Here is a 12,462-nt window from a genome sequence, read left to right on the forward strand (position 1 = left end):
TCAAACCGTATGCGGCCCCTCGTCGGTCGGACCACGCACGAGACGCACCGCACCGTCGCGGCGCGGATCGGCCGCCGCAACCATCTCGCCCTCTGAGCCGGCCGCCCCGTCCCTCGAGCCTGTCGAAGGGGCACGGCGCAGCGCTGCGGCCACTCCCCCGTAGTACATGGTCAGATCGGTCTCGGTCTTGATGACCTCGCCGCGGCGACCGGCCCGGTGCACGTGGACGCGCGGATGGTTGATGGCCTGCTGCAGGTCAAGACCCCCGTTGACCAGCCCGGCCAGTGCTTGCACGATGGCTGTCGTGATCCGGTCGGCACCGGGCGACCCGATGGCCAGCGCGGATCCGTCGACGTGATGTCCCACGGTTGGTGCCATGTTCGACAGCAGACGGGTGCCCGGGGTCAGTCCGTGCAGTCCGCGAGGGTTGAGCTCCTGCTCGCCGAGGCAGTTGTTGAGCCAGATGCCGGTGCCCTCGGCGATCATCCCCGAGCTGTAGCCCGAGGACACCGTGACCGAGCACGCCCCGCCGTCACTGTCGGTCGCCGACACGTGCGCGGTCGACCCGGACTCGAGCACTGCCAGATGGTCACGGTCGATGAGGTCGAGGAATGCCGCGGCGTCCCTGACCAGGTCGTCGGTGTGGTCGAGGATCTCGAGCCGGTGCCCCAGCACGGCCCGCTGGACGCGGATCAGGTGGTCGACGTCATCGGCCGACCAGGCTCCGCGGGGTCGGCCGTCGAGCAGTCGGAGCATCGCTGCGACGCACACCCCACCGACCGACGGCGGCGGATTGGTGCCGAACGTCCACTCGCCGACCGTGCTGAGCAAGGACGGGCGGACGACCGGGCGGTAGGAGGCCAGGTCGTCGGGCCCCAGGATCCCTCCACGCCTGATCACGTCGGCGCTGATCAGACGGGCCAGCACGCCGGTGTGCAGCGCAGCGGCACCGTCAGCGGCGATCAGCTCGAGGGAGGCGGCGAGATCGGGCAGCACGATCAGCCCCGTCTCGAGGCGGCCGTCAGCGTCGTGCACCGCCGCACGGCTCTCGTCGTCCCAGCCGAAGATCGACTCGTGGACGTACTCCAGGTAGTAGCGCGACGCCGAGCTAAGCCGGAATCCACGGCGCGCGACGTCGATCGCCGGCGACACGAGCTCGCGCCACGGGATGCTGCCCCACCGACGGTGCGCTTCCTCGAACGCGGCGATCGACCCGTGCGTCGCGACCGAGCCCGGACCGATCGTGACAGTCACTCCGCCGCCGTACTCGGTGTCGATGTCCCACGTGCCACCGCCAAGCGCCTCTTTGCGCCCCGGCATGTCCATCCAGCCGTCGACCGTCTCGGGTGCACTGCCGTCGGGCGGCTGGACCGTGATGAATCCACCTGAGCTGGCGAGACGATGCCGACCTCGTTGACCATCGTCACGAGCGCTGCAGCAAGGGCCGAGTCGATCGCATTGCCTCCGGCCCTGGCGATCTGCTCGCCGGCGTCGGCGGAGGCCTCGTTGGGGGCAGCGATCGCGATGTCCGGCATCTCGGAAGATTACCCTTCGCTCAGGTTTTCACCGCTAGAATTGCCACAGGTGCGCCGGGAAGTCTGGTCGGCATGTGTTCAACGACCCCCAAGGAGCCCTGTGCCTGCCACCCCGCCCGCCGACAAGCCCCCGCCTGCTGAGCCGAGGCTCGTGGCCCGAGGCCTCGCGCATCGCCGACATCCTCCGCAAGGAGACGATCGGTGGCACCCTGCTGATCATCGCCGCGGTGGCGGCGCTGATCGCTGCCAACCTCGGTGACGGCTACGCCGAGCTGCGCGACACCGTGATCGGACCGTCCGCGCTGCACCTCGACCTGTCGATCGGCACCTGGGCGGCCGACGGCCTGCTCGCGATCTTCTTCTTCGTCGCAGGCCTCGAGCTCAAGCGCGAGTTCGTCGCAGGCGATCTGCGCGACCCGCGACGGGCTGCGATCCCGATCCTCGCTGCGGTCGGCGGGATGATCGTGCCCGCGGCTGTCTTCGTCCTGGTCAACCTCGGCGGCTCGCTGCGCGGTTGGGCCATCCCGACCGCGACCGACATCGCGTTCGCCCTTGCCGTGCTCGCCGTCATCAGCACCCATCTGCCGACCGCGCTGCGCACGTTCTTGTTGACGCTTGCGATCGTCGACGACCTGCTGGCGATCGTCGTCATCGCGATCTTCTACACCAGCGACCTGGAGATCCTGTGGCTGCTCGCGGCGCTGGTCCCGCTCGCAGCCTTCACGTTCTGCGTCCAACGGCGGGTACGTGCGTGGTGGATCCTGCTGCCGCTGGCCGTCACGGTGTGGGCCATGGTGCATGCCTCGGGGATCCACGCGACGGTCGCGGGAGTCCTGATGGGCTTCGCGGTCCCGGTACTCGCACGGGACGGCGAGTCTGGACCAGGTCCGGCTGAACGGTTCGAGCACGTCTTCCGACCGATCTCGGCCGGTGTCGCCGTCCCGGTGTTCGCCTTCTTCTCCGCGGGAGTCGCGATCAGCGGTCTGGACGGGCTCCGTTCGGCGTTGGGCGACCCGATCACGATCGGCATCGTCCTGGGTCTTGTCGTCGGCAAGACGGTCGGGGTCTTCGCCACGACCTGGGTCGTCGCCCGGTTCACCCGGGCCAGCCTCGACGACGACCTGGCCTGGATCGACGTGCTCGGCTTGTCGATGCTCGCCGGGATCGGCTTCACGGTCTCGCTGCTCGTCGGCGAGCTCGCCTACGGTCAGGGCAGCGCCGCCGACGAGCACGTCAAGGTCGGCGTGCTGGTCGGCTCGCTGACCGCTGCGGTGGCGGCGTCGATCGTGCTGCGCTCACGCAACCGGCACTACGCTCGCATCGCGGCGATCGAGCAGCGCGATGACGACGGCGACGGCATCCCCGACGTCTACCACCACCAACCCTGAAGAGGTAGTTACCGCCCCGTGAGGAGGTACTTGTCGCCGCGCTCAGTGCGGCTCAGTCGTAGTCGGACTCGTTGTCGAGCGAGATCCAGTCGGACGACTTCTGCTTCTTCGTGCTGCCGTCCTTGGTCACGAGCAGCGTGCCGTCATAGGCCTGCACGGCATAGCTGACACCGCTGCTCTCGGCCACGAAGGCGTCGAGGTCGGGATCATAAGACCCCTTGGCGTCGACGGTGTCGCCGCCCGAGGCCTTCGTGACGAAACGGAAGTCAACACCTGAGGCGTCACGCCCGCAGATCGACGTCTTGGCGTCGGTCGTGGTCGTCTTGTAGAGGATCACGGGATACGAGCCACCGCAGGCCAGGCCCAGCCCGGCTTTCTTCTCCTCGGCCTGGGTGACCGGCGCAGTACCGCAGTCGGGCAGCAGGCTGTCCTGCTTGACGCCCTCGACGTTGAACTGGGTGTCGGGACCTTCACAGGGGCCGGTCGTCTTCTGAGGAGTCGGCGTGGTCGTCGTCGCCTCAGGAGTCGGGGTCGGCGGAGGTGTCGTCGTCGCCGGCGCATCGGACGACTGCGTCGTGAGCGGGGTCGCCTGGTCGTCGTCGCCACCCAGCTGCCGCAGCGCGAACGCCCCGGCAACCAGCAGCACGACGACAGCGGCCACCGCGTAAATACGCCGCGTGACAGCGGACTGGCTCAAGGTGTTGCCTCCCGATCGACTTCCTCGACCCTAACAAGCACCGTCGACTACTCCCACTCGATCGTTCCCGGCGGCTTGCTCGTGATGTCGAGGACGACCCGGTTGACGTCGTCGACCTCGTTGGTGATGCGGGTCGAGATGCGCTCGAGCACCTCGTACGGCAGACGGCTCCAGTCGGCCGTCATAGCGTCCTCGCTCGAGACCGGACGCAGCACGATGGGATGCCCGTAGGTACGTCCGTCGCCCTGGACACCGACCGAGCGCACGTCGGCCAGCAGGACGACCGGGAACTGCCAGATCTCGCCGTCAAGGCCAGCAGCGCTGGTCTCCTCACGGACGATCGCGTCTGCCGCGCGCAGGATCGTGAGCCGGTGCTCGTCGACGGCGCCGACGATACGGATCGCCAGACCCGGGCCGGGGAACGGGTGACGACCCACGATCGCCTCGGGGATGCCGAGCTGCCGTCCGACGTCACGCACTTCGTCCTTGAACAGGGTGCGCAGCGGCTCGATCAGGCTGAACTCGAGGTCTTCGGGCAGCCCACCGACATTGTGATGGCTCTTGATGTTGGAGGTGCCCGCACCGCCACCGGACTCGACGACGTCGGGGTAGAGCGTTCCTTGGACGAGGAACTTGACCGGAGCGCCGGGGGTCGCGAGGACCTCACGCTCGGCTGCCTCGAAGACGCGGATGAACTCGCGGCCGATGATCTTGCGCTTCTCCTCGGGGTCGGTGACCCCGGCCAGGAAGCCCAGGAACTGATCCTTCGCGTCGACGACCTTGAGGTCGACACCCGTGGCTTCGACGTAGTCCTTCTCGACCTGCTCGGCCTCGCCCTGACGCAGCAGACCGTGATCGACGAACACGGCGGTCAGCTGGTCACCGATCGCGCGCTGCACCAGAGCCGTCGAGACGGCCGAGTCGACGCCACCAGACAGTGCCGAGATGACCCGGGCGTCGCCGACCTGCTCGCGGATCAGCTCCGATCTGCTCGTCGACGATGTTGCTGCTGGTCCAGGTCGGACGGCAGCCCGCGATGTCGATCAAGAACGTCTCGAGGATGCGCTGACCGTGCTCGCTGTGCAGCACCTCGGGGTGCCACTGGACGCCGGCGAGACGGCGATCGGTGTCTTCGAATGCGGCGACCGTGGCGCGCGGCGAGTTGGCGTTGACCAGGAAGCCGTCGGGCGCGGCAACGACCTCGTCGCCGTGGGACATCCACGAGTTGAGGGTCGTCGGCAGTCCGGCCAGCAAGGTGCCCGGCTCGAGCACGCTGACATTGGTGCGTCCGTACTCGCGCTGCCCTGTGTGGGCGACCGTGCCGCCGAGCGCCTGCGCCATGGCCATGAAGCCGTAGCAGATGCCGAACACGGGCGTCTGCGCGTCGAACAGTGCCGCGTCGAGCCGCGGGGCGCCCTCTTCGTACACCGACGACGGGCCGCCGGACAGGATGATCGCGGCCGGCTTCTTGGCCAGCATCTCGGCGACGGGCATCGTGTGCGGGACGATCTCGGAGTAGACCCGAGCCTCCCGGACGCGGCGGGCGATCAGCTGGGCGTACTGCGCCCCGAAGTCGACGACAAGGACAAGGTCATGTTCGGAAGCTCACAGGCTCCACTCTATCGGTCCGAAATTATCTTCATGAACGTCGTAACCCCTCGTGTGCGCGGTCGTTTTACAGAGTGGATCTAACACACTCCCTCCCGTTAGATCATGTGCTGCTCCTCGTGGCACAACAGGACCCGGCCCGTGATCTCCCTCCTGGTCGGGTCCTGTGCAGTGCGCGCGGCTCCGCCGCGCCCTGCGACTTCGTCGCAGCCAGGCTTCGCCTGGGCACTCGTCTCGCTTCGCTCGACCAATGGTCGGGTCAACGCAGGCAGGCTTCGCCTGGGCACTTGTCTCGCTTCGCTCGGCCAATGGTCGGGTCATCAGGGGCAGGAACCACCTCGCCGAGGGGCAGGAACCACCTCGCCGAGGGGCGGTAAGTACCTCGTCAGCGGGGGTTAGCTGACGCCGACGATGGGCAGGCGCAGCGCCGCCGGGGCGCCGTCGGGGACGATCGGCGACTTCGGCAGCACGGGATCGATCTTGCGGTAAGCCTCGCCGACCGGGGGCCGGACGTCGACCTCACCCTTGTTGGGCCAGTACGACATGGCTCGCTCGGTCTGGGCGGTGATCGTCAACGACGGATTGACGCCGAGATTCGCGGTGATCGTCGACCCATCGGCGACGTGCAGCCCCTCGTGCCCGTACAGCCGCTGGTACGGGTCGACGACACCTGTCTGCGGGGAGTCGCCGATCGCGCAGCCGCCCATGAAGTGAGCGGTCAACGGCACGTTGAACGGTTCTCCGATCGTTCCGCCGGGGGTGCCACCCATCTCTTCGGCCATCATCTGCACCGCGCGGTGTCCCGGCTCGATGAAGGACGGATTCGGGCGCCCGTGTCCCTGCCGCGACGTCAGCTTGCGCCGTCCGGTGATCCCCCGCTTGGTGTAGGTCGTGATCGAGTTGTCGTGGGTCTGCATGACGAGCGCGATGACGGTGCGCTCGGACCAGTGCCGCAGGTCGTACAGCTTGAACAGGTTGCGCTTCTGCTTCCACATCTCGCGCAACCACACCCGCCAGCGCGCGGTGCTGGTGCTGCCGTCGGTCAGGACCGTCTGCAGCAACGACATCGCATTGGACCGCGTCCGTACCGGGTCGGCTCGACATGGGTGAACTCGTCGGGGTGGAAGGACGAGGTGATCGCGACGCCTTCGCTGTAGTCGACATCCTTCTCGTCGGCGATCGAGCCGAGCAGCGCCTCGGAGTTCGTCCGGGTCAGCACGCCCAGCCGGTCGGACACGCCCGGCAAGGCGCCCCGGTCCTTCATGGCGTGCAGCAGCTTCTGGGTGCCCATCGTGCTGGCCGAGAAGATGACCTGCTCGGCGGTGGCTTGCGGTGTGGCCGCAGTCGCCGGTTGGTCTGCCGGGTCTCGATCTCGTAGCCACCACCCGGCAGCGGACGCACGGCCGTCGCGGTGGTCAGCGCGAGCACCTCGGCGCCTGCCGACTCGGCGAGGTAGAGGTAGTTCTTGACCAAGGTGTTCTTGGCGTTGTGCCGGCAGCCGGTCATGCACTCGCCGCAGTTGAGGCAGGCGTTGCGGTCGGGACCGACCCCGCCGAAGTAGGGATCTGACACGGACTCCCCCGGCTGGCCGAAGTAGACCCCGACCGGGGTGTGGTGGAACGTGCCACCGACGCCCATGCGTTCGGCGACCCGCTTGACGACCTCGTCAGCCGGCGACACGTACGGGTAGACCGTCACGCCCAGCATCCGCTTGGCCTGGTCGTAGTAGGCGCCAGCTCGGACTTCCAGTCGGTGATGTGCCCCCACGCCGGATCCTTGTAGAACGGGTCGAGCGGTTCGTACAGCGTGTTGGCGTAGACCAACGATCCGCCGCCGACTCCGGCGCCGGACAGGATCAGCGCGTCCTTGAGCTTGTCGATGCGCTGGATGCCGTAGCACCCGATCTGCGGCATCCACAAGAACTTGCGCAGCCGCCACGAGCTCTTCGCGAAGTCCTTGTCCTCGAAGCGCTTGCCGGCCTCGAGGACGGCGACCTTGTAGCCCTTCTCGGTCAGCCTCAGCGCCGAGACGCTGCCGCCGAAGCCTGAGCCGATGATCAGGACGTCATAGTCGAATTCAGGCACGCGGAGTCCTCCTCAGGACCTTGAGACCGGTGGTGAGCAGGGCAGCGAACTTCTGTGACTCGAGGAAGGCCGGGCCAGACATGGGCACGAGCCGTTGGACGCCGACGGACTGCGCCTCGGTGTAGCGCAGGATGCCCTCAGCGCCCTGCCGACGTCCGAGGCCCGACTGCCGCATGCCGCCCATGGGCGCGTCGATGCTGCCGAACGTCGCGGCGAAGCCTTCGTTGATGTTGACCGTGCCGGCCTTGATGCGCGGCGCGACGGCCTTGGCCTCGCGGGGCTTGCCCCAGATGCTCGCATTCAGGCCGTACTCGCCGGAGTTGGCCAGCCGACGGCCTCGTCGACCGTGGAGTACGGGTACAGCGACACCAGCGGCCCGAAGGTCTCCTCGGCGAAGCACTGCGCTGCGGCCGTGACTCCTTCGAGGACGGTCGGCTCGAAGAAGTACGGCCCCAGGTCGGGGCGGGGCTTGCCGCCGACGAGGACGCTCGCGCCGTGGGCTGTGGCATCGCCGACGTGGGCCGTGACGGTGTCGAGCTGCGCCTGCGAGACGAGGGAGCCGATCTCGGCGTCCCAGTCGAGCGAGGCGCCGAGCGCGAGGTGCGCGACCCGGGACACGAAGGCGGCCTTGAACTCCTCGAACCGCTCGCGTGGCACGTAGATCCGTTCGATCGACACGCACAGCTGCCCTGCCGACGAGAAGCAGGCCTGGACGGCGCCTTCGGCCGCCCGGTCGATGTCGGCGCTCGGCAGGACGATCATGGGATTCTGCCGCCGAGCTGCGAGGGAGCAGCTGATGAGCCGGCTGCGGCCTGGCCGGCGATGATCTTGCCGGTCGCGGTCGAGCCGGTGAAGCACACGTAGTCGGCGCGCTCGATGATCGCAGTTCCGACGACAGATCCGGCACCGCTGACGACCTGCCAGACGTCTGCCGGGACACCGGCCTGGTGCAGCAAGCTCGACAGCGGCGAGCGCGATCAGCGGGCTCTGGCTGTCGGGCTTGAGCACCACGGCATTGCCGGCTGCGACGGCAGGCAGCCCGTCGGCGATCGCCATCGTCAGCGGGTAGTTCCAGGGACTGATGATGCCCACGACGCCCTTGGGGATCTGGTTGACCGTGACCGAGGTCAGGGTCGGCAGCGCACCGTTGCGCCGCTTCGGAGCGACCTGGCTGCGCAGCCGCCGGGCGTAGAAGCGGGCTGTCAGGGCGAGGTGGGCGACTTCGTCGAAGGCGTGCTTGCGGCTCTTGCCCGACTCGATCTGGATCAGGTCGAGCAGCCGGTCCTGATGTTCCAGCACGAGATCGTGGAACCGCAGCAGAGCGCGCTTGCGCTCGCGCAGCGAGGTCTGCGCCCAGGTGCGCTGCGCCACTCGCGCGGCAGCGAACGCTGCGTCGACGTCGGTGATGCTCGACACCGGGATCTCGGCGACTGGCTCGCCGTCCATCGGCGAGAACGTCGTGCGGGTCTCCCCCGACGTCGACCTGATCAGCTGAGTCAGCGTGCCGGCGGGGGCGTCGTACGTTGTCATTCCCTGAGTATGTCATTGCCAGTGTCACATTGCTACTGACCGGTAACCAACGACGGTCAACTTAGCAATCCGCGATAAGATCGGCCCTGTGCCCGACCATGTGATGCGCAGCTTTCTGACCGATCTGCGTGAGGTCCGGCCGGGCGTGCACAACCGGGTGACGGCCGCGCGCGCCGGCATCTCGGTCGCGACGCCGCTGCTGACGTTGATCGCCTTCGACCGGCTCGAGTGGGCCGCCTTTTGCGCCTTCGGCGCCCTCGTCGTGATCTACGCCCGCGCGACTGAGCGCCGCCACGGCAACATCCAGCTACTCCAGGCCGGCCTGGCCCTCGATCTTGTCGGTGACGCTCGGAACTGCCGCCTCCATGTCGTCCGATCCGACCCTCTGGCTCGTCGTGGGCGGGTCGATCGTGGCGATGCTCACCGCCTTCGCCGCCGACCTCCTCGAGTGGAAGCCGCCGGGCGGCGTGTTCACGCTGTTCGCGTTCGCCGTCTGCACGTTGACCCCGGACGCCTCGTGGAGCACCGTCGCACTCGCAGCGGGCCTCAGCACCGCCTCGGCCGCCTTCGCGATCGTGGTCAGCAACATCGGGCCGCGAGGCACAGCCACTCGGACCCGCCACCGCACGGTGCGCGAGCACCTGGCCGATCGGGCCACGGTGCGACACACGAGCCGCCACTTCCTGGCCCCGCTGCTGACCGGCGGCATCGCGGTCGCGCTCGACATCGGTCATCCCTACTGGGGGATGGTTGCCTCCGTGGTCCCGCTGACCGCCCCGAACCTGCTCGCCATGGCGCATCGCGGCATGCACCGCATCGTCGGCACCCTCGCCGGAGTCGCGATCGCCGGCGCCTTCCTGCTGCTCGACCCCAGCCCGACGATGCTCGTTCTGGCGATCATCGTGTGCCAGGTCGCGACCGAGCTGATCGTGATGCGCCACTACGCGATGGCCCTGGTGTTCATCACCCCGCTGGCGCTGCTGATGGGCCAGCTCGCCCATCCGATGCCGACCGGCGAGGTCGTTGCGCAGCGCGCCGTCGAGACGATCCTGGGAGTCGCGATCGGGCTGGCCGTGGCCCTGCTGATCCGCAGACCGCCCGATCGAGACGTCCTAGGTCACTCGAACAGCGCCTGACCCCAGTAGCCCTCGGCGCCGACGCCGGGCGGGCACGCGAACAGCCCCGAGCCCACGTGGACGATGTACTCGTTGAGCAGGTCGTTGTTGAGGCCCGCCAGCGATTTTTGGATCTGCACGAACTGCTTGAACGGATCGCGCTGGTAGGCGATGAAGAACAGGCCGGCCGACAGCTGGCCCAGGCCGTTGGAGCCGTCGACGAAATTGTAGCCGCGACGCAGCAGCTTGGCACCCTGGTTGAAGTCGGGATGAGCCAGGCGCACGTGGGACTTCTCAGCGATCGCGGGCCACCGGCGTCATTCTTGGCGGTGAAGTCGATCTCGTCGAACTCGTCGCCGCCCGACAGCGGACCGCCGGAGCCCTTCGCCCGGCCCATGATGTTCTCCTGGCCCTCCAACGACTCGCGGTCCCAGGTCTCGATCCGCATGTCGATCTTGCGCGTCACCAGGTAGGAGCCGCCGACGAGCCAGTCGGGCCCGTCCTCGGGGTGCACCCAGATGAAGTCTTCGACGTCCTTCTTCTCCTCGACCTTGATGTTGGCCGTGCCGTCCTTGAAGCCGAACAGGTTGCGTGCCGTTACCTGCGCCGACGAGGTGGACGATGTGCGGCCGAAGCCCATCTGCGAGTACTGGACCGAGGCGCGGCCGAAGGCGATCCGCACCAGGTTGCGCACCGCGTGCACGGCGACCTGCGGGTCGTTGGCACAGGCTTGGATCGCGAGGTCTCCCCCGCTGATTGCCGGGTCCAACCGGTCTCCGCTGAACGACGGGAGCTCTTTCAACAGCTCTGGCAGCTTGCCGTCGAGGCCGAAGCGAGGCTTGCCCTGGTCGTCGACGAACATGCCGCGGCCGAAGCCGATCGTGATCGTCAGACCGGACGCGGGCAGGCCGAGTGCCTCGCCGGTGTCCTCGGGGCGGCGCGTAGGGCGAACCGCCCACGGCACCGAGCTGGCCGACGTCATTGCCTTGCGTCAGCTGACGGGCAGCGGCCGTCCAGTCCTGCAGCAGCAGGATCAGGTCGCCGCGGCTCTCGGTCGTCAGGTTGAACGCCGCGAAGTACAGCCGGTCCTGCGCGGGCGTGACGATGCCCGCCTGGTGCTTGCCCTCGAACGGCACCGGCAGGGCATCGGGATCGGGGACGACGGGGGGCGGAGCCTTGTCGGCGGCCGCATATCCGGCACCGGCTCCGACGGCTCCAGCGGCCACGACGCCGAGCCCGGCCGCCCCCAGCAGCTTCCTGCGGGAGAGACCGGGCCCGGACGCGTTGTTGTCGGTGTTCACAGCTCCATTGTCACCCGAGCGCGCACGCTCGATCAGGCCGACTTCGCGACGACGGCAGCGACCTGGCTGATCGGCTCGCTCAGGGCCGCGACAGCGTCCGAGAGCGCCTTGATCTGGTCCTTCGACAGCTGCTCGTAGAACGTCCAGTCGCCCGTGGTCTGGTCTTGGTGCTGGTTGAGCTCTTTGTCGAGCGCCGCGAACTCGGTGTCGAGCTTGGCGACCAGGGCGGGATCCTGCTTCTCCAGGACGGGACGCAGCGAGGCGATCGCGGCCTGCGAGCCTTCGATGTTGGCCTTGAAGTCCCACAGGTCGGTGTGGCTGAACTCGTCTTCCTCACCGGTGATCTTGCCGGTCGCGACCTCGTCGAGCAGACCCTTCGAGCCCTGTGCGAGCTCGAGCGCGGTCAACGGTGCGTCCTGGCCGAGCGCGACGATCTTCTCGACGTTGTCGAGCAGCTGATCGGCGTACTTGTCCATGCCCTCGGTGTTGTTCTCGACCCAGAGCTGCTTCTCGATGCGGTGCCAACCGGTGAAGTCGACACCTTCGGCGATCGCGTCGGGCTCACGGCCGTCGGTGATCGGGTCGAGATCGCCGAACTTCTCGGCGACGGGCTCGATGCGCTCCCAGTAGGTGCGAGCCACCGGGAACAGTGCCTTGGCCTCGTCGACCTTGCCGGCCTTGACCGCGTCGACGAACTCGGTGGTCTTGACGATCAGCGCATCGGACTGCGAGTCGACGTAGCGGGCGTCGCCGCTGCGGCAGCCTCAGCTCTTCGGAGTCTGACAGCGACTTGGCGGCCTCGCCGGTGACGGTCAGCGTCTGACGGATGCCGTCGCCGATCATGCCGGGCTTGCAGGCGCCCTCGTAGGTTCCCTTGGGCAGGTCGACGACGAGGTTGCGGGTCAGGCCGGGGCCGACGTTCTCGACCTCGCCCAGGATGCGGTCGCCCTCGGCGTAGACGTAGAACTCGGTGACTCGCGAGCCCTTGTTGGTCACCTTGAACGTCGACGGGCCTGCGTCGAGCTTGGTGGCGGAGACCTTGCACTCGGAGTCTGACGCCGCAACCGTGAGGTCGCCGGACGCAGAGGACTCGGACGGGTCGGAGGCGCAGGCGCCGAGGCTCAGCGCGGCCATCGTCAGCACGCCGAGCGTGGCAAGAGAGGACTTCATCGGGGGTGTTCCTTCGGATCAGGCTGTCCGGAAT

Annotated in this window: 6 protein-coding genes and 7 pseudogenes; 2 read left to right on the plus strand and 11 right to left on the minus strand. The window is 68.0% G+C overall.

Annotated elements, in window-relative coordinates:
* Entirely contained in the window at positions 1–1,320 is a 1,320-nt protein-coding gene (locus tag ACHMWU_RS06025; RefSeq protein WP_396042110.1) for a gamma-glutamyltransferase, read from the minus strand.
* 289 nt (positions 1,321–1,609) lie between these two features.
* Here ACHMWU_RS06025 and nhaA point away from each other — a divergent pair, with 289 nt between their 5' ends.
* Positions 1,610–2,923 carry a Na+/H+ antiporter NhaA gene (gene nhaA, locus ACHMWU_RS06030; RefSeq protein ID WP_396042111.1) on the plus strand — a complete coding sequence of 438 codons (1,314 nt, stop codon included), beginning with the start codon at positions 1,610–1,612 and terminating at the stop codon, positions 2,921–2,923.
* A 52-nt stretch (positions 2,924–2,975) separates the two neighbouring features.
* Here nhaA and ACHMWU_RS06035 read toward each other — a convergent pair whose 3' ends face one another.
* From ACHMWU_RS06035 to ACHMWU_RS06055, 5 genes and pseudogenes are all read right to left on the minus strand, one after another.
* Entirely contained in the window at positions 2,976–3,620 is a 645-nt protein-coding gene (locus ACHMWU_RS06035) for a hypothetical protein (RefSeq protein ID WP_396042112.1), read from the minus strand.
* 47 nt (positions 3,621–3,667) lie between these two features.
* A pseudogene (guaA, locus tag ACHMWU_RS06040) lies at positions 3,668–5,171 on the minus strand (glutamine-hydrolyzing GMP synthase).
* A 452-nt stretch (positions 5,172–5,623) separates the two neighbouring features.
* A pseudogene (locus ACHMWU_RS06045) lies at positions 5,624–7,312 on the minus strand (GMC oxidoreductase).
* Positions 7,305–8,268: pseudogene (locus tag ACHMWU_RS06050) on the minus strand (aldehyde dehydrogenase family protein). Before ACHMWU_RS06050 ends, ACHMWU_RS06045 begins: the two co-directional pseudogenes overlap by 8 nt.
* A gap of 52 nt (positions 8,269–8,320) precedes the next feature.
* Positions 8,321–8,842 (minus strand): annotated as a pseudogene (locus tag ACHMWU_RS06055) (aldehyde dehydrogenase family protein); the annotation flags it as partial.
* A gap of 341 nt (positions 8,843–9,183) precedes the next feature.
* On the opposite strand from ACHMWU_RS06055, the gene ACHMWU_RS06060 reads away from it, so the two are divergent.
* A complete protein-coding gene (locus ACHMWU_RS06060) occupies positions 9,184–9,978 on the plus strand; it encodes an FUSC family protein (RefSeq protein ID WP_396042113.1) in 795 nt (264 codons plus the stop codon).
* Here the strand turns inward: ACHMWU_RS06060 and ACHMWU_RS06065 are convergent.
* The 5 genes and pseudogenes from ACHMWU_RS06065 to ACHMWU_RS06085 all read right to left on the minus strand — a co-directional run.
* Positions 9,960–10,259 carry a hypothetical protein gene (locus tag ACHMWU_RS06065; RefSeq protein WP_396042974.1) on the minus strand — a complete coding sequence of 100 codons (300 nt, stop codon included), beginning with the start codon at positions 10,257–10,259 and terminating at the stop codon, positions 9,960–9,962. The two genes, ACHMWU_RS06060 and ACHMWU_RS06065, sit on opposite strands and share 19 nt — an antisense overlap.
* 50 nt (positions 10,260–10,309) lie before the next feature.
* Positions 10,310–10,939: pseudogene (locus ACHMWU_RS06070) on the minus strand (Dyp-type peroxidase); the annotation flags it as partial.
* A gap of 1 nt (position 10,940) precedes the next feature.
* A pseudogene (locus ACHMWU_RS06075) lies at positions 10,941–11,258 on the minus strand (Dyp-type peroxidase domain-containing protein); the annotation flags it as partial.
* A 32-nt stretch (positions 11,259–11,290) separates the two neighbouring features.
* Positions 11,291–11,974 carry an iron uptake system protein EfeO gene (gene efeO / locus ACHMWU_RS06080; RefSeq protein WP_396042976.1) on the minus strand — a complete coding sequence of 228 codons (684 nt, stop codon included), beginning with the start codon at positions 11,972–11,974 and terminating at the stop codon, positions 11,291–11,293.
* Between the two features lie 151 nt (positions 11,975–12,125).
* Positions 12,126–12,428 (minus strand): annotated as a pseudogene (locus ACHMWU_RS06085) (cupredoxin domain-containing protein); the annotation flags it as partial.
* Positions 12,429–12,462: the final 34 nt, after the last annotated feature.

This window comes from Aeromicrobium sp. UC242_57 (assembly GCF_044452305.1).
Taxonomy (GTDB): Bacteria; Actinomycetota; Actinomycetes; order Propionibacteriales; family Nocardioidaceae; genus Aeromicrobium.